Origin of the sequence: Rhodococcus sp. NPDC059969 (assembly GCF_042738325.1) — a bacterium.
In the GTDB taxonomy this organism is placed as follows: domain Bacteria; phylum Actinomycetota; class Actinomycetes; order Mycobacteriales; family Mycobacteriaceae; genus Rhodococcus_F.
In genome coordinates, this window is sequence record NZ_JBHWUF010000001.1 from 1,173,332 (window position 1) to 1,190,359 (window position 17,028).

At 61.4% G+C, this 17,028-nt stretch carries 18 protein-coding genes; 10 read left to right on the top strand and 8 right to left on the bottom strand.

From position 1 onward, the window contains the following. The first annotated feature begins 5 nt into the window (after positions 1 to 5). From ACFWAD_RS05310 to ACFWAD_RS05320, 3 genes are all read left to right on the top strand, one after another. Positions 6 to 857, top strand: a complete 852-nt coding sequence (locus ACFWAD_RS05310; RefSeq protein WP_378541940.1) for a serine hydrolase domain-containing protein — start codon at positions 6 to 8, stop codon at positions 855 to 857. A gap of 44 nt (positions 858 to 901) precedes the next feature. Then, the gene (locus ACFWAD_RS05315) at positions 902 to 1,396 is read left to right on the top strand and encodes a hypothetical protein (protein WP_378541942.1); all 495 of its coding nucleotides are present in this window, start codon (positions 902 to 904) and stop codon (positions 1,394 to 1,396) included. A gap of 147 nt (positions 1,397 to 1,543) precedes the next feature. After that, positions 1,544 to 2,182, top strand: a complete 639-nt coding sequence (locus ACFWAD_RS05320) for a YdcF family protein (protein WP_378541944.1) — start codon at positions 1,544 to 1,546, stop codon at positions 2,180 to 2,182. Positions 2,183 to 2,184: 2 nt separating this feature from the next. Here ACFWAD_RS05320 and ACFWAD_RS05325 read toward each other — a convergent pair whose 3' ends face one another. Further along, positions 2,185 to 3,093 (bottom strand): AraC family transcriptional regulator, encoded by a 909-nt coding sequence (locus tag ACFWAD_RS05325; RefSeq protein ID WP_378541946.1) that lies wholly within the window; start codon positions 3,091 to 3,093, stop codon positions 2,185 to 2,187. A 175-nt stretch (positions 3,094 to 3,268) separates the two neighbouring features. Here ACFWAD_RS05325 and ACFWAD_RS05330 point away from each other — a divergent pair, with 175 nt between their 5' ends. Further along, positions 3,269 to 3,961, top strand: a complete 693-nt coding sequence (locus tag ACFWAD_RS05330; protein WP_378530827.1) for an alpha/beta hydrolase — start codon at positions 3,269 to 3,271, stop codon at positions 3,959 to 3,961. Between the two features lie 55 nt (positions 3,962 to 4,016). Here the strand turns inward: ACFWAD_RS05330 and ACFWAD_RS05335 are convergent, their stop codons facing one another. Both ACFWAD_RS05335 and ACFWAD_RS05340 read right to left on the bottom strand, forming a co-directional pair. Then, positions 4,017 to 4,448 carry a MarR family winged helix-turn-helix transcriptional regulator gene (locus tag ACFWAD_RS05335; RefSeq protein WP_378541948.1) on the bottom strand — a complete coding sequence of 144 codons (432 nt, stop codon included), beginning with the start codon at positions 4,446 to 4,448 and terminating at the stop codon, positions 4,017 to 4,019. A gap of 161 nt (positions 4,449 to 4,609) precedes the next feature. Next, positions 4,610 to 5,278, bottom strand: a complete 669-nt coding sequence (locus tag ACFWAD_RS05340) for a DsbA family protein (RefSeq protein ID WP_378541950.1) — start codon at positions 5,276 to 5,278, stop codon at positions 4,610 to 4,612. 91 nt (positions 5,279 to 5,369) lie between these two features. On the opposite strand from ACFWAD_RS05340, the gene ACFWAD_RS05345 reads away from it, so the two are divergent. Further along, complete coding sequence (locus ACFWAD_RS05345; protein ID WP_378541952.1) at positions 5,370 to 6,245, top strand: helix-turn-helix domain-containing protein; 876 nt, start codon at positions 5,370 to 5,372, stop codon at positions 6,243 to 6,245. On the opposite strand, the gene ACFWAD_RS05350 is transcribed toward ACFWAD_RS05345, so the two are convergent. Both ACFWAD_RS05350 and ACFWAD_RS05355 read right to left on the bottom strand, forming a co-directional pair. Next, positions 6,232 to 7,227 (bottom strand): ABC transporter substrate-binding protein, encoded by a 996-nt coding sequence (locus ACFWAD_RS05350; RefSeq protein ID WP_378541954.1) that lies wholly within the window; start codon positions 7,225 to 7,227, stop codon positions 6,232 to 6,234. The genes ACFWAD_RS05345 and ACFWAD_RS05350 overlap by 14 nt on opposite strands. A gap of 6 nt (positions 7,228 to 7,233) precedes the next feature. Continuing rightward, entirely contained in the window at positions 7,234 to 8,628 is a 1,395-nt protein-coding gene (locus ACFWAD_RS05355; protein WP_378541956.1) for an MFS transporter, read from the bottom strand. A gap of 119 nt (positions 8,629 to 8,747) precedes the next feature. On the opposite strand from ACFWAD_RS05355, the gene ACFWAD_RS05360 reads away from it, so the two are divergent. After that, positions 8,748 to 9,410, top strand: a complete 663-nt coding sequence (locus tag ACFWAD_RS05360) for a TetR/AcrR family transcriptional regulator (RefSeq protein ID WP_378541958.1) — start codon at positions 8,748 to 8,750, stop codon at positions 9,408 to 9,410. A 7-nt stretch (positions 9,411 to 9,417) separates the two neighbouring features. Here the strand turns inward: ACFWAD_RS05360 and ACFWAD_RS05365 are convergent, their stop codons facing one another. Next, entirely contained in the window at positions 9,418 to 10,638 is a 1,221-nt protein-coding gene (locus tag ACFWAD_RS05365; protein WP_378541960.1) for an SfnB family sulfur acquisition oxidoreductase, read from the bottom strand. A gap of 98 nt (positions 10,639 to 10,736) precedes the next feature. On the opposite strand from ACFWAD_RS05365, the gene sfnG reads away from it, so the two are divergent. Continuing rightward, positions 10,737 to 11,861: a dimethylsulfone monooxygenase SfnG gene (sfnG, locus tag ACFWAD_RS05370; RefSeq protein ID WP_378541962.1), complete on the top strand. Its 1,125-nt coding sequence runs from the start codon at positions 10,737 to 10,739 to the stop codon at positions 11,859 to 11,861. 12 nt (positions 11,862 to 11,873) lie between these two features. Here the strand turns inward: sfnG and ACFWAD_RS05375 are convergent, their stop codons facing one another. Beyond that, positions 11,874 to 13,394 carry an aldehyde dehydrogenase family protein gene (locus ACFWAD_RS05375; RefSeq protein ID WP_378541964.1) on the bottom strand — a complete coding sequence of 507 codons (1,521 nt, stop codon included), beginning with the start codon at positions 13,392 to 13,394 and terminating at the stop codon, positions 11,874 to 11,876. A gap of 127 nt (positions 13,395 to 13,521) precedes the next feature. On the opposite strand from ACFWAD_RS05375, the gene ACFWAD_RS05380 reads away from it, so the two are divergent. After that, positions 13,522 to 14,664, top strand: coding sequence for an acyl-CoA dehydrogenase family protein (locus ACFWAD_RS05380; RefSeq protein ID WP_378541965.1), 1,143 nt, complete (start codon positions 13,522 to 13,524; stop codon positions 14,662 to 14,664). Positions 14,665 to 14,673: 9 nt separating this feature from the next. After that, positions 14,674 to 15,366 (top strand): GntR family transcriptional regulator, encoded by a 693-nt coding sequence (locus ACFWAD_RS05385; protein WP_378447447.1) that lies wholly within the window; start codon positions 14,674 to 14,676, stop codon positions 15,364 to 15,366. A gap of 27 nt (positions 15,367 to 15,393) precedes the next feature. Here ACFWAD_RS05385 and ACFWAD_RS05390 read toward each other — a convergent pair whose 3' ends face one another. Continuing rightward, a complete protein-coding gene (locus ACFWAD_RS05390) occupies positions 15,394 to 16,083 on the bottom strand; it encodes a TetR/AcrR family transcriptional regulator (RefSeq protein ID WP_378530845.1) in 690 nt (229 codons plus the stop codon). 44 nt (positions 16,084 to 16,127) lie between these two features. Here ACFWAD_RS05390 and ACFWAD_RS05395 point away from each other — a divergent pair, with 44 nt between their 5' ends. Next, the gene (locus ACFWAD_RS05395) at positions 16,128 to 17,006 is read left to right on the top strand and encodes an oxygenase MpaB family protein (RefSeq protein WP_378541966.1); all 879 of its coding nucleotides are present in this window, start codon (positions 16,128 to 16,130) and stop codon (positions 17,004 to 17,006) included. The last annotated feature ends 22 nt before the right edge of the window (positions 17,007 to 17,028 follow it).

The following is a 17,028-nucleotide window of genomic DNA, read 5'->3' on the forward strand; positions in this document are numbered from 1 at the left end:
TGAACGTGTCTGATTCTCGCGGTTTTCGCCGCGCTCTTTTGATTCCCCTGTTCGGTGCGTTGATTGCCGGTTCAGTCGCGGCACCTGTGGGAGCTTCCCCGCCCTCTTGCGAGAACCCCGGTACGGCTGGGGAATTCACACAGCGTCCCGCATCGGAACTGGGGTTCGACGCTGCGGCGCTGCAGCAAGCAGTCGACTTCGGCACAGCCAAAGCGTCGACGTCCATACGTGTGTTGCGGCATGGATGTCTCGCGGCGTCCAACGTCGACGGCGTCGCCGATGCGATTCCGTTCCCGTTGGCTTCTTCGTCGAAAGGCGTAGTTGCGCTCGCCGTCGGCAGGGCGAACACACTCGGATTGTTGGGACTCGACGATCGAGTCGGTCAGTACATCGGGGGACTTGACCAGGAACACGCTGACATCACAGTTCGGCAGTTGCTGACTCAGTCGTCCGGGCTCGACTTCTCGTGGGGTGCTGACATTGCGGGCTACTACACAGACGCGGTGCAACAGACGCTGCACCTTCCGTTCGTGGCCGAACCAGGAACCAAGTTCGCGTACGGACAGACCACTGTCACGGTGCTGACTCGGATCGTCCAGAATGCGGCGGGACGGGACTTTCAGGATTTCGTACAACAAGAGTTGTTCGGCCCCTTGGGGATTCCGCGTGACCACTGGGTATGGGTGCGGGATCGTTCCGGTGACACCATCGGAGCCGGTGGGTTGGCGATCCGGCCGGGAGACATGGCCAGACTGGGTCAGCTGATGGTGCAACGAGGCGCGTGGCGCGATCAGACGTTGATCGACTCCGCGAGTTGTCCGCGCCCTCTCCGTCCAATGGCGGGTACGGCTTCTTGACCTGGGTGAATGCGGGCGAGAACTTCTATTCCGTGAATGCGCCGGTGAGCAAGTATGTTTCGCATCCGGTGTGGCGGAACGCGCCTCGGGACCTCTACGGTTTTGTCGGAATGCTCGGGCAGTTGATCGTCGTGGTTCCCAGCCGTGACCTGGTCATCGTAAGGGACGGATTGACGAGCTACTTCGACCCTGCAGACCCGTCGGCGGGATTGACCGGTGAATCGAATCCTGATCTTCAGGAGTTCTTGCGGCTTGTCGTCGCTTCGATCGTCGACGTTCCGCCGCCTCCGTACGTCGGGCCTCCCGCACACGGTTCAGGCGGTCCCCTGATCGACGATCCGTCACAGCTTGTCGGCTTCGCGAATCCCGAACTGATCTTCGACACCATTGTCGGGACGGGGCGAGCCGGAACACCTGGATGCAACATTGTGATCTGCAACAACGAATTGTTGCCGTCCAGTGTCGCCCACCTGCTCGGGGATGCTGCAGCTCAGATCGGAAATGCGGCGGGCGCGTCGAATCGAGACGCTGGTAGATGACGGTTTCGAAACCAAATCGTTGTGAAACCTTCATGTTTAGTCTGTGTGACGGTCAGTGAACAGTAGATTTAGGTCAAATGATGCAATCGCGACAAAACGTTCGTTACCGTGTGCTGGACAACCGACAATTTTTGGGGGTTCGGCTACATGGCAAATGTTCGTAGGTCTCTGACGAAGGGATTGATTGCTGCTTCGGTAATCGCCGCAGCCGGTGTGGGATTGTCGCCGGCGACAGCGAGCGCCGACATCACTCCGACGACGGTCGTCAACGGCATCCTGTCGACGGTGGGTGGGTGCCAGACGCCGGTGCGATCCCTCATCCTTGCGTGCACGAGTGCTGAGACGCTGACGCGTCAGTCGCCGGTGTTGCTGGACCTCAATCCGGTGGGCACCAACATCGTCGTTCTCGGTGCAGGACTCTTCGATGACGGCACGATGCGTCCGATGCTGGTCGACCGACTTCAGGCGGCACTGCAGCTAGCTCGTCAGTACCCGCAGTCTCCGATCATCACGAGCGGTGGGGCACCGAAGTCGGGTGTCACTGAAGCCAGAGCCATGCGCGAATGGCTCGTCGCCAACGGCGTTGACCCGGGCCGGATCACCGAAGAAGGCACGTCGTGGTCCACGGTGGAGAACGCGCTCAACTCTGCGCGGATTCTCGCCGATCGAGGCGCGACCGGCGTGGTTGTGGTCTCGAGCGCCAATCACGTGGAGCGCGCGATGGTGGACTTCCGGGTTGCAGTTCTGGGCCGGATCCCGGTCGCCGGTGTGATCGCGGCGACCTGACGTCAGCGATTGTGGGAGTTGGATTTCCGCCAGTTCAACGGTGAGGCGTCGAATCGTCGACGGAAGGCGCGGCTGAACGCGGCATCGGATTCGTAGCCGACAGTTATTGCAATGGTTCCGACCGACTCGGTGGTTTGCACGAGTAGTTCGGCGGCGCGGTCGAGTCGGCGCTCGGTAATGTAAGCGCCGGGTGTCTGGCCGACCAGTCGCGAGAAGCGCTCTGCAAAAGACGATCTCGACAGCGTGGAGAGCGTGGCCAGTTCGTCGATGGTCCAGTTGCGTGACGGGTCGTTGTGTACGGCCTCGAGAGCCTGCCCGATTCGTGGATCCATGGCTGCGGTCAGCCATCCGCCGTTCGATCCGTCGGCTCGTGCCCACGCTCTGAGAATCTGGACGAAGAGAAGGTCGAGAATCCGGGAAACCATCACGGAGGAACCAGGTTTCGGATCGTCCACCTCAGCACCCAACAGTCGGCTGCTCACCTCGAGCCACTCGACCGGGGTCCCCGGCGTCGCACGCAACTCGACGAAGTCCGGCAGAACTGAGAGCAGTCGCTGCGCTGCGACGTCGTCGAGTGTGAAAGTCCCGAACAGCCAACGAGTCTCGGTGATCGGAACCATCGGAATCGCATTCTCGATCGTGTGGGCAAGTCCATGAGGCAACAGTACGAGTTCCCCGGGGCTGAGTTCGATCGGGGCCTTGCCCTGCGTTCTGATCACGATGTCACCGTGCTCGGCAATGTGAAGTGCACGCACTCCAGCGGGGACCTCCACGGTGAAGTTCTCGTCATGGACGCAGCGATGAATCTGGTCGCCGCGTAGGTGAACGACTTCGAGAACGTGCGAGAGGGTATCCCGGGTTCGAGTCTCGTCGGTGGTGGGTACGTACCGCTGTGATGATGGGCTCGTCATGGATCGATCACTCCGATGATCTCGGGCATTCGGCGTTTCTGCACAAAAACTTGGCAATCTGGTCATGGTTATTGATCCAGGATCCCCTTAACGTGGGTAACAGGCAAGGCCCTGATTTCGAAGGCTTGCCGATCGTCGGAGTATTCGTCGCACTGCGTATCTGGAGGAGTTGGTCATGGCAGAGAAGGTAAACATCGTTCTGGTGCATGGAGCCTGGGGAGACGGTTCTCATTGGCGTCACGTCATACCCACCCTGCACAACGCCGGGCATCGAGTGGTGGCGGTTCAGAATCCACTTACTTCGCTCGCCGACGACGTGGACCGCACCAGGAAGCTGGCCGAATCGATGGACGGCCCGACCCTGCTGGTCGGACACTCGTACGGCGGCGCGGTGATCACCGGCGCGGGCCATGCGGAAAACGTTGTGGGACTGGTGTATATCGCTGCCTTCGCGCCGGACGAGGGTGACAGCCTGGGAAGTATCTTCGCCCGCACGGATCAGCCGGCGGGAGCGGCGAACATCGCGCCGGATGCCGAGGGCTTCTTGTGGATCGCCCCGGACAAGTTTCAGGAGAGTTTCAGCCAGGATCTCGACGACACCGAAGCATTGGTCATGGCATTGACGCAGAAACCCATTGCGGGTCAGTGCTTCTCGGACCCGTCAGGACCGCCGGCATGGCGCGGGAAGCCCAGTTGGTACCAGGTCTCAGGGCAGGATCGAATGATTCCGCCGGAGACCGAGCGATGGATGGCAGAGCGTATCGGTGCCCGCGAGATCGAGGAACTCGACGCAGGCCATGCATCGTTGGCGTCTCACCCACACGAGGTCACCCAGTTGATTCTGCGTGCTGCAGCCGAAGTGTCGTGACCCGGTAAGTTCGTCCGACTGTTCGAGTTGGCTCTAACCCACAACTGTTCTCGTGTCAGTCCTTGGCCTGAGCGAGCCGACGTAAGAGGGCTGTCAAAGTGGTGATGTCATCGGTGTCCCACTGCGCCAAACGAGCACGCCAGCGTTCGAGCTGCTGGGTGCGGTAAGTCGTGAGCTTCGTTCGGGCTTCGGGCGTCAGCGCGACCAACTTTGCGCGGGCATCGTCGGGATCGGGAATGCGTTCGACCAGACCAAGCCTGGCCGCTGCATCGATCTGCCGGGTCAGTGTCGACTTCTCGATGTTGAGTATCGAGATCAGGTCTGCCATCCGAACAGCGTCGGACCGGCTCAGGATCACGAGAACGTGGTACAGAGCGGGGTCGAGTTTGGGATGAATCGCGCGTGCGTCGTCGCGCGAGCGTGCCCGACCCTTCTGCCACATGTCGGTAAGTTCCATCTCCAGGCCGGTGATCGGATCTGAAACCACAGGTTTTCCTCCCCTTGGTGCAATTTGTTCCGATGTTCATCAAACCAGAACGGGGAGGTGTGTGAATTCGGTGAACCGCTGCTGTGCGAAAGGTACGTTCGGTGCACTGAAGGCGCTGAACGTACCTTTCGCTCGGGAAGGGGTGGCGAGGACGGGGGTGGTCAAGCCACCGCATACGCCCGCACGCACGTGTTCAGATCGCGGGTGAGATCGGCCGCGGTACTGGTCGGCGAACCGAATTTCACGACGGACCCGTCGCTTCCGTGGAACAGGAGCGTCGGAAACGAAGTGGCGCCGAGCCTGCGTGCTCGCACGAAATCGGCGCGGGCGGCATCCTTCGAAGCGGCGGTGAACAGGGAAGACACTGCGGCAGAGGGGTCGAGTCCGAGCGATGTTGCAACAGTTCGGTACGTCTCGGGATCGGAGAGGCTGCGACCGTCTCGGTAGAACGCGATCTGCATGGCCTCCGCGATGTCGAGCGCGCGTGTCGGGTCTTGCGCGCGCAGCGCGGCGAGGCCGATCGCGGCATCCGTCGAATCCATGACGAACCGTCCGTCAGCCACCAGTTGTGAATATCCGTCACCGAAGACGGCTCCGGTCTGAGCTGCGATGGTGGCGTTGGCTGATTTGAGGTACGGAGCCGAAGACATAGGTGCGACGCGCTCGCCGGTGAACAGTCCGCCGCTGACTACGGACAAGTCGATGGAATCGGCATTTCGACGGACGAACTCCGTCAATGCAGGGCCGAAGCCGAAACACCATCCGCAATAGGCGTCGAAGACGTAGGTGAGTTGTGTCTTGCCTGCTGTTGTCGGGCCTGCTGATTTCACTGTGGATTCCTATCCGAGCGCGAACTGATTGATACTGTGACGGTATGTCGCATTCGGGTATTCGGTCACGGTGAAGATGAGTCCCGAACTAGTGAAAAACAGACAAGTACCCGTCCGGGACGTCGGGTACGCATCTTCGGTTGCTGATGCGACCGAGATCGAGGTTCTCAGCCTGGACACCATTCGCATCAACGGGGGGAGCGCCGAGTTCGTCGGCCCTCAACGTCCGCAGTTTCACCTACTCGCGCTGGTGACCGAGGGCTCGGCTCTACACACCATCGACTTCGTGAACTACGCGGTCAGCCCGGGGACTGTGTTCTGGGTCAGACCGGGGCAAGTGCAACAGTGGGGTCGAATCCAGGATTTCGAGGCGACGGTTGTTCTCTTCACGCCCTCGTCGCTCGATGCCGTCAGCCAGCAACTGTTGGACGGGAACGCTCACAGTCGGCAGGCCGCGTGGCAGTTGTCCGGCGAGAACCTCGAGACCATCAGCACGGGTATGAAACACCTGAATCTCAACTACGGCTGCCCGGATACTTCTGCGCCGGTCGTTCGCGCGGCCATTCTGCGGCACACGCTGACCGCAATTCTGTTGAAGCTGACCCATCTCGGTGGGCAGGAACAGAGCTCGGTGCTGGCGCACAATGACGTATTCGAAAGGTTCCATTCCGTTGTCGAACGTGACTTCGCCACGGTCCGTTCGGTTTCGGAGTACGCCAACAAGATCGGGTACTCCGAGAAGACTGTATTGCGGGCTACCCGAGCCGCGGCCGGAATGACGGCAAAGCAGTACATCGATCAGCGCGTGGTGCTCGAAGCGAAACGTCTACTGTCGTTCGGTACGGACACGGTCACCCAGGTGGCGTCGAAGTTGGGGTTCGACGATTCTGCGAACTTCACGAAGTTCTTCGCCACCCGGGTGGGTGTTTCTCCGCTGACTTTCCGTCAGGACGTCAGAGCGCGCTGAATGCCGCCCATCGCGCGTCGGCACTGTCGAGGGTTCCGATGCTGCTCTGCCCCTTGCCATGTGCGATGCCGTCCAGGTCTTGGATGATCCAGTAGATCGCAAACGGATGGCTGCCGAACCAGAGATCGCCGCTGACGTCCAGTGCGTGCGCCGGATCGGGCGCCAGGTTGTCGAACAGCGGAGTGTTTCGCACGATGGATGCGTCGTACTGCTGGCCGGACAGCACGGCGACGGTTTGCGCAGCATGCTCGGGCAGGAGCTCCGGGGAGACGGGTGAAATCGTGCCGGTGTCTTGATTGTTGGTCGCGTTGACTTCCGACACCGGCCTGGTGAAACCCGCCTCGGTGACCAATGTGGAGATGGGAGTGGTCGGTGGCACGGTGAACAGGTTTCCGCTGTAGCCGAGAAGTATTGCAAGGCTCTGGCCGGCCGCCGCGATCTTGACGTCTTCGAGACCGGATTCCAGCTTTTCGATCATCGCGGTTGCTTCGCTGTCTCGATCAAGCTGTGCCCCAGCTTGTTCCAGCACATCACGCCACGGTGCCGAGTAGGGGAGGACCAAGGTCGGCGCCACGGCGTTGATCTGAGCGAACAGACTCGGTAGTGGGCCGGCATTACTCATCAAGATCTCGTCGGGTTCGACCGACGCGATCTCCTCGACGGCGGGGTTGGCAAAGAAGGTCGGTTTGTCGAGAACTTCGACGCCCTGCTCGCGCAGAATTGTTTTGGCGACGTCCGATCGCAGGGTGCTGTAGACGACGGTGGGCTTCACACCGAGCGCGAGTGCACTCAGGCCCGCATACTCGTCGAGCGCGAGAATGCGCTGCGGTGATGCCGGAACTTCGACGGTGCCGAGTTCGTGTGTGACGGAGCGAGTTGCAGAAGCGGTGTCGGACTCGGCGGAGCTGCTGCACGCGCTTGCACCGGCAACGGTGAGGAGAAGCGCCGAGACGATGCCGAATGCGGTTCGGGTGGTGAACATCTGAGGTCAACGATCCATTCGTGGGAAGAAGAAGGACAGGAGGGTTCCGGCCAGTAGCAGGCCGGAGCAGACGAAGAGGGCTTGGGAGTATCCGGAAACCAGTGCTTCGGTCGGTGCGCTGTCCGAGCGCGCCGTCGAGGAAGCGGCGACGCTCACGAGAACGGCCAGTCCGAGTGAACCGCCGATCTGACGCGACGTGCTGAGCAGCCCGGATGCCATGCCGACTTCCTCGGGAGGAGCGTCGGCCGTGGCGACGTTGCTGAGCGGCATGAACGACAGACCGATGCCGATGCTCGCCAGAAGCGAAGGCACCAGGATGACGGCCCAAAAGGGGCTGTCGACGTTCATGGTCGAGAAGATGAAAGTTCCGATCGCTGCGACTGCTGTTCCGACTACGAGCAGCGGCCGAACTCCGTAGCGCGGAAGGAGTTTGGTGGACGCAAGGATGCCGATGACCAAGCCGAAGCAGAAGGGCAAGAAAGCCAGACCGGTGATGGTCGGCGAATAGCCCAGCCCACGTTGCAGGAAGAGTGAGACGAAGAAGAACGCGCTGAACTGTGCCGCGCACACCAGGCACATGATGGCGTTGGCCAGCCCGATTCGGGGTCGAAGCAGGGTGGACAGTCGTACCAGTGGGGTGGCACAGCGGCTTTCGACCACAACGAAGGCGGTCAGCAGGGCGATCGTGAGCGCGAATCCACCCAGCACGTAACCTGAAGTCCAGGAATGTGATTCGGTGGCGATGACGGTGCCGACCAGGGCGGTGATGCCCGTCGTCGCCAAGATGGCCCCAGGGAGATCGAGGGAGCCGCCTCTGGCGGCTTGGCCGGCCGGCAGTCCACGGGCGCCGGCAACTGCGGCGAGCAGGGCCACCGGTGCGCCGGCGAACATCACCCATCGCCAACTGAGCCCTTCGGTCAAGATGCCACTCAGTACGACACCGAGTGCGCCGCCGAGCGCTGATGACATTGCCCCGATGCCGAATGCCTTCGCCCTGGCGCGTCCGGTGGGAAAGGCTTGGCTGAGGGCGGCGAGCCCGGCCGGCGCGATCATCGCAGCGCCGACGCCTTGAAGCGCCCGAGCTCCGACAAGCATCTCGGCGGACACGGAGAAGGTGCCGACGATGCTGACGAAGGCGAACAGCAGAAGCCCGGAAACCAGAACCCGACGAGTGCCCATTACGTCGCACAGACGGCCGCCGAGAAGCAGCAGTCCGCCGAAGGCGAGGGCGTACGCGTTGACGACCCAGGACAATCCGGCGTCGGAGAAGTTCAGTGATTTCTGGATGTCGGGCAGTGCGACGTTGATGACCGACATGTCGAAGGCCACCAGGAACTGTGCTGCCGCGGCGGCTGTGAGGATCAGAGCAGGCGCCGCTACCGCCCGGGTTGTTGTTGTCATTGCAGGTAACCAATTTGTATACGCGTTCTCATAAGTAGTTAGGTTTACCTTGCTGAGGGCTGAGATGCAAGGGGTTCCCCGGGCGAGAGCGTCGTAGCAGGGGCGCGCACAATCGACGGATGGCCGAAAAGATGGAACCGAGATCACCGCGGCTCGGACGTCCCCCGACGATCACGGCGGAGCAGATAGTCGACGAGGCGAAACGGCAACTTCAGTCCGGTGGCGCCGACGCATTGAGCATGCGAGCGTTGGCGAAGTCGCTCGGCACCACACCGATGGCGCTGTACCGGCACGTGGGCGACAAGGAACAGCTGATCAGTGCGGTTCTCGATGTGTACTCACAAGACCTCGGTTCACTGGTCCTGCCACAGGATCAGGTCGAGCGCCTTCGCATGATCTTTTCCGCGATCTTCGAAAAGCTGGCGTCGGAGCGCTGGATCATCGAGTTGCTTCAGCGCGGAGGGCGCGGCGGGAGCGGCGCTGTGGTCTTGGTGGACCGGGCGATGGCCGCGTGTGTCGAACTCGGTATGTCCCCGCGTCGCGCACTGTTGGTCTATCGAGCACTGTGGAACTACACGCTCGGTGCGCTGCTCAACATCTACGACACCACGACGCGGCCGGAAGGCAGTGTGTCACCTCTCGCGGTCAAGATCCGGGAAATCGGGCCCGAGAAACTGCCGGTACTCAGTGAGGTGCTCGAGGACTGGCCTGCAGGGACGACGACTGAGAGTTACTTGGAAGGTCTCGACGTCTTGATCAGCGGGTACGTGAATTCCGGCTAGTCGGCGATTACAGCAGGCCGTGCCTCGGTGGGATTGTCCCGGACAGCGTCCAGCGCCCGATGTGTTGGACCTTCCATCGGGTCGGATCGTGGAGGGTGTGGGTGCGTGCGTCACGCCAGAACCGCGAGAGGTTCGCAGACTCGCCTGCGCTTCGGGTACCGCCGATTTCGAACAACGTGCTCGTAGCCGCCAATGACGCCCTGGCGCCGACCACCTTGGCAGTTGCGGCGTCGATGGACGCTCGGGCTGTGGAGTCCTCGGTGGGATCACGACGCGCCACGTCGATCGATCGCGCTGCCTCCGCCAAGAGGGATCGGGCAGCGCGAACCTCGATAGCCGCTTCGCCTGCGAGTTGAACGAGCAGTGGATCCTCCACCGCCGTATCGACTTTCGCCTCGAAGAAGGGACGTGCTTTCGCGGCGAGTTCCACGGATTCGCGCAGTGCGGCTGACGCGATGCCGGTGTCGATCGCGGCGTGCAGTATCTGTGCCTGTGCCCCGTAGGTGGTCGGATGCGCGAACAGCGATGTGAAGGGTACGACGTTGAACCGCGGCACCGACACGGATTCCAGGGTCACGGTTCCGCTTGCAGTTGTCTTCTGCCCCATGCCGTCCCAGTCGTCGACGATCGACAGTCCGGGTGTATTCCGAGGTAGGTAGACCACGGATTTCACTTGCGCGCCGGTCTCGGTGAACTGGTCCGCATTGGCCGCACGCACTACGATCCAGTCTGCGAAGAGCGCTCCCGTGCAATAGAACTTGCGACCTTCGAGCAGAAAGTCTTCGCCGTCGGGAGTGAGAGTGGTGCCGTCGATGTCGATGGTCTTGTTGCCGCGCTCGCTCTGGGCGTTGGCGAACTGCTTACCCGACAATGCCTCGGCGTAGAAGAACTGCTTCTGCTCGTTCGACCCCTGATACCGAAGCGCTTCCAGGAAGGTGAAGTGGCTGTGGGGAATCTGCGCGATGCTGGGATCACCTTCGGCGAGTAGACGGAAGACCTCGGTCAACGTCTCGGTGCTCGCGTCGATTCCACCGAACTCCCTCGGCACCGAGAGTCCGAGCAGGCCGGACTTCGCCAGGGCGCGGACCTCGTCGTGGGGAAGAAGGCGCTGCGCATCGCGGACGCCGGCACCTGCCGCGAACTCGGCGGACAGCTGTGACGCCACCGAGAGCGCCTCGTCTTCGCTGGTGATGCGGTGCGCGATCTCCTGAATGTCCACAGCAGTCATGCTGCCACCGTTTCACGGTCGTAGCACCCACCCAACACTTACAACCTGTGTGATCGCTACCCTGGAAATAGCCGGGAACTGCATGTTTGCTGGACATTATGTCTACTGAACGTATCGCCGACGAGATCAAGTTCGCCTACTGGGTGCCCAATGTCAGTGGTGGTCTGGTCACCTCCGACATCGAGCAGCGGACCAGCTGGGACTACGAGTACAACAAGAAGCTGGCGCAAACCGCCGAGAACAACGGCTTCGAGTACGCCCTGAGTCAGGTTCGCTACGAGGCGAGTTACGGGGCCGAGTTCCAGCACGAATCCACGAGCTTCAGCCTCGCGCTACTCCTGGCAACGGAGAAGCTCAAGGTGATCGCCGCGGTACACCCCGGACTCTGGCAGCCGGCAGTATTGGCGAAACTGGGTGCTACCGCTGATCATCTGTCGAACGGTCGATTTGCCGTCAACGTCGTCAGCGGTTGGTTCAAGGACGAGTTCACTCACCTCGGTGAGCCATGGCTCGAGCACGACGAGCGCTATCGGCGTAGCGCCGAATTCCTTGAGGTTCTTCGCAAGATCTGGACCGAGGACGACGTCGATTTCCGCGGAGACTTCTACCGCATTCACGACTTCACGTTGAAGCCGAAGCCTCTCAACACTCCGGAGCGTCCCAATCCCGAACTGTTCCAAGGTGGTAACTCGGCGGCAGCCCGAGAGAACGCCGGCCGCTATTCGGATTGGTACTTCAGCAACGGCAAGGACTACGACGGAGTCACCGAACAGTTGGTCGACGTTCGCCGGGTTGCTCGCGAGAACGATCGGGAGGTGAAGTTCGGGCTCAACGGGTTCATCATCGCCCGCGACACCGAGGCCGAAGCAAAAGACACACTGCGGGAAATCATCGCCAAAGCCAACCGCCCTGCGGTCGAGGGATTCAAGAATGCAGTTCAGCAGGCAGGCGCGTCGACCGCGTCCAAGGACGGCATGTGGGCGGATTCCAAGTTCGAGGACCTGGTTCAGTACAACGACGGCTTTCGCTCGCAACTGATCGGCACGCCGGAGCAGATCGCTCATCGGATCGTCGAATATCGCCGTCGCGGTGTCGATCTGATTCTCGGTGGGTTCCTCCACTTCCAGGAGGAGATCGAGTACTTCGGGGCCAAGGTGCTTCCGCTGGTTCGTGAACTCGAAGCAGCCGACAGTGCCGAACAGGTGCTCGTCACTGCCGGCTGATCGCCCGACCTCTCAGGACTTTGAGTGGCGCTTCGCCAGCATCCAACGAGAGATCTTCATGTCTCGAGCTTTTCTCTCGATGGTCAGCAGGTCCAGCGGAGCGCTGAACTTCTGAACGGCAAGTGATTTTACGCTGCTGAACTCACGCAGACCGTCAGCTCCGTGGATACGGCCGAATCCGGAATCGCCGACCCCGCCGAACGGCAGGGCGGCGATTCCGGCGAATCCGAGAACCGAATTGACCGTGACGACACCGCATTCGAGCTTCTCGGCAATCGCTCTGCCCTTCGACGAACTCTTGGTGAACACCGAGGCGCCCAAGCCGTACTTCGACGCGTTGGCGCGCTCGATCCCCTCGTTCATGTCGGCCACCTTGTTCACCACCACGCTCGGGCCGAACGTTTCCTCGGTGATCGCAGTGGAATCCTCCGGAACATCCGTCAGGATGATCGGATCGATGAACGGACCGTTGAACGAATCAAGTCCGCCGAGTACAGCTTTCGCACCGCGTCCGAGAGCGTCTTCGATCTGACCCCGGACTATCGCAGTCTGCTTTCCCAGCGTCATCGGCCCGTAGGTCGAGCTGTCGGTGGCGCCGGCGTGGGCGTCCCGTAGTGCGGCTGTGAGTTTGGACAGGAAAGCGTCGTACACGGGTGCTACGACGTAGATTCGCTCGACGCCGGCGCAGGTCTGTCCGCCGTTGCCCACTGCCCCGAACGCGGCGAAGCTGACGGCTGCATCGAGGTTGGCGTCGGAGTCCACCAGCATGGCGTCCTTGCCGCCACATTCGGCGACCAGGGGAGTGAGGGTGTCCGCGCAGGCGGCCATCACACGCTTCGCCGTAGCGGTCGAACCGGTGAATGCGATCTTGTCGACACCGGACGAACACAGAAGTGCGCCGGTTTTGCCGTCACCGGTAATGGTCTGCAGGACAGGGTGTCCGGGTGCAGCGATGTTCCACAAGCGGGCCAATTCGACGCCGACGCCCGGTGAGAGTTCGCTCGGTTTGAACACGACGGCGTTACCGGCGGCCAGTGCGTAGCCGATCGACCCCATCGGTGTGTACAGCGGATAGTTCCAGGGACCGATAACGCCGACGACGCCCATCGGCCGGTATCCGACTGAGGCAGACTGGTTGGCGCTGATCAGTCCGGCGCCGACGCGTCTGCGGCGCAACACTTTCTGTGCGTTGCGTGCCGCCCAGTCGAGATGTTCGACGGCCAGCATGACTTCGAGTAGTGCGTCGTCGCTGGGTTTTCCCGTCTCGGCGGAAATGATCGCCGCCATCGATTCGGCGTGAGTTGCGATTGCGGCGCGGAAATTACCGAGCACTTTCCGGCGGCCTTGGAATCCGAGTTGATCCCACCACTTCGATGCGGTGCGAGCTGCGGCGACTGCCTTTTCGATCGCCTGCTGGTCGGCGATGGGGTGCTGCGCGACCACGGAGTCGTTGCGAGGGTCGAGGCTCGCGAAGGTGTGGTCGTCCGATTTCGGATCTGTAGACGTGCTCTGGCGTCCGAGCTGTTCTGTCATGTTCTTCAGATCCTCCACATGTCGGTGCATCACATATATGTGATGTGATTTACTGTGCTGGTAGTCACAGTATGCGTCGGACGGAGCTCCGACAAGCCTCCAGTCTCATCTCACTCGGGAGTTTTCGATGTACATGGATTTCACGCAGGAGCAGTCTGATTTCGCCAAGTCGGTAGCGGCGTTCTGCAAGAAGGAAAGTGGGACCCGTGAGCAGCGAGATCTGCTGACCGATCATGGCGCCCATAACCACAACCAGGCGTTCTACGAGAAGATGGCCGAATTGGGATGGCTCGGGCTGACCGTCCCGGAGGAGTACGGCGGATCGGCCGGAAGCACGGTTGACCTGTGCATCTTCCTGGAGGAAGCCGCCAAAGGGATGGCGCCGATCGGTGGACTCGGCCCGACCGTCATCACCGGGGCCGCGTACGAGAAGTTCGGAAGTCCGGAGCAGAAGGAGGCAGTGCTCGGCGGGATCGTCCGCGGCGCCTCCCAGTCGATCTCGATGTCCGAACCCGAAGCAGGTTCCGACGTGGGCAATCTGAGTTGCCGCGCCGAGAAGGTCGACGGCGGGTGGCTGATCAACGGCCAGAAGACGTGGTGTTCCAACGCGCACTTCGCCGAGAACATCCTCCTGGTGGCTCGTACGTCCAGAGGTGAAGGCAAGCATGAGGGCCTGTCGATGTTCCACGTGCCGGCTGACATCTCCGGATTGAAGATCAGTGGAATCGACACCATGGGTGGCAAGGAGGTCAACGATCTGTACTTCACCGACACGTTGCTGCCCGAGGACGCGGTGGTCGGGGAAGTCGGCAACGGCTGGCGTCAACTCATGGCCGGACTCAACATCGAACGCCTCATCCTCGCTGCGATGATGCTCGGGACCGCACAGCGCGCTTTCGACGACACCCTCGAATTCGTCACCACGCGTAAGCAATTCGGCCGTCCGGTCGGATCGTTCCAGGCGCTTCGGCACCGGATTGCGGATCTCGCCACTGAGATCGAATGTGGCCGTCTGCTGGTCTACAGCGTGGCCCGGATGGTCGACGCAAACCCGACCAAGATGTTCCCGCGGGAAGCGTCGATGGCCAAGCTCAAGCTGACCGAGACCGCCAAGAAGGTCGCGCTCGAGGGGATGCAGATGATGGGTGGGTACGGTTACGCGACTGAGTTCGACATGGAGCATCATGTGCGAAAGACTCTTGTGTCCTCCATTTATGGTGGTACCAACGAGATTCAGCGAGACATCATCGGCAAAACGTACGGACTGTGAGGATCGGTTGTGGCAACGTCTGCACGCACTCGGAGAGCGACATCTGAGCTGAGGAGACGGCCACAGTTGTCGGAGGACGTGGCCAACCACGTTCGCAACCTGATCATGTCCGGCTCGGTTCGTCCGGGCGAGTTCGTCAGGCTGGACGAAACCGCAGCCGACCTCGGGGTCAGCGTCACGCCGGTGCGAGAAGCCCTCGTCGCATTACGCGGCGAGGGGATGGTCGAGTTGGTTCCGCATCGCGGCTATCTCGTTTCACCCCTCAGCCGCCAGGACATCGAAGATATCTTCTGGTTGCAGGGGCAGATCGCGGTCAAGCTGGCCTTGCGGGCGATGGACAGCATCACCGCTGATCAACTGGTGGAACTCACGGAGCTCAATGCCGATTTGCGAGCGGCGGTCGACGCCTCGGATGCAGCTGCGATCGAGCAGTGCGAATTCGAGTTCCATCGCCTGATCAATCGCGCTGCAGGCGGAGCGAAACTGGCGTGGTTCCTGTTCGGCGCGATTCGGTACACCCCTGCTCGTCTCTACGCGACCGATCCCGGATGGGGTGAGCTTGCGGTATCGAGTCACGACAGCCTGATCGAAGCGTTCGAAAAAGGTGACCGTGAGCAGGTCGACGCGCAGATGGGTCTGCAGTTCTCCGACGGCGCTGCCCGACTGCTGGCGCACCTCGACAACATCGGTATCTGGGACTGAATCAGGAACTCACGACGGAGCAGGAACTCAAGACGGAGGTAGGGCGGGAGCGAGCAGGATCGCCGCACACTCGGCGACCAGTTCTTCTTCCGTCACGTCGATGTACCCGTCGAGCCATGCACTGAGGGTTTGCGCCAGACCGCCGACCAGGAACGTTGCCGTCAGGGTCAGATGACCGCTGTCGTTCAATCGGTAGAAGGTCTTGGCGTTGGCAGCCAGGAGACCGACGAATATCGTCGTCGACGCTTGGCGTTTCTCGGCCAGGACAGGGCTCGTCAGGGCGCTGGAGAACAGAAGACGTCCGCGGCGGGGATCGTTCGCGATAGTGCGGACGATGTTCGCGATCCCGGCGAGCGCCTTGCCGCGTTCGGTCTCGGCGGCGTCCACCGCAGCCTGGGTTGAAACGGCGATATCCGTGATGACTGTGTCGTAGACGGCCGACATCAATGCATCACGATCGGTGAAGCTCTCGTAGAAGTACCTCGCCGCGACACCGGCCTGCTTGCACACTCCGCGGACCGTCAGTTCGGGATCGGTCGACCCCATGAGTTCCAAGCCGGCCTCGATCAGCGTCTCCCGTCGTTGGGCTACGCGCAGCGCGCCGTCGACGCCACCGTACGAACGCGGTTGGTCATTCATGAAGACCATCTTGGCATCTCGGTGTTGATTGAAATCTCGGCGTTGCTTGACATCTCGGCATTTCAGCGTTTCACTCATCTGAGAACGTGTGTTCGCAGATGCGACTTCGAAGGGGTTCTGCCATGACGGTGAGTAGGGATGCGATCGACGGGCGCGGGAAAACGTCGACAAGTGTTGACGCCAAAGCGATCGACATCGACGCGGAAGTCGAAAAGGCGATGTCCGGACTCGGGTTGTTGGCCGCCGGCGCGAACGTCATCATGCAGTTGGCGCGTCCGGCGGTGGGGTACGGCGTGTACGAGAGCAAGGTCGAGACGGGTCGGTTGGACCGACACCCGGTCAAGCGAACCCGGACGACGCTGACGTATCTCGCGGTCGCGAGCCTGGCGACGGACGAAGAAAAGAAGCTGTACCGACGCGCAGTCAACGGCTCGCACAAGCACGTTCGCTCCGACGAGAACAGCGCAGTCGAGTACAACGCATTCGATCCCCAACTGCAATTGTGGGTGGCCGCCTGCCTGTACCGAGGCTTCGAGGACGTGTACAAAATTCTGTACGGCGATCTCGATCCGGTGACCCAGGACGCGTTCTATCAGCGCAGCGCGACCTTCGGTACGACTCTTCAAATGCGCCGCGACATGTGGCCGGCGGACCGGGATGCGTTCGAGGTCTACTGGAACGAGAACCTCGGCAAGGTGGCCATCGACGAGACGATTCGTGAGCATCTGTACGGGATCGCGTCGGCGACATTCACGCCGAAGTTGTTGCATCCCGTGGTCGGCCCGTTCAATCGATTTGTCACCACCGGGTTCCTTCCCCAGGTCTTTCGTGACGAGATGCGGCTCCCGTGGTCAGTGCGTCGGCAGCGTAATTTCGACCGATCCATGCGCGTCGCCGCGCTGGTCAATCGGTTCAGTCCGAAGATTCTGCGGATGTTCCCCTACAACTTCTATCTTTGGGATCTGCGTCGGCGCATCGCCAAGGGAATTCCGTTGGTCTGAACAAACTCTCGGACCTGAAGTG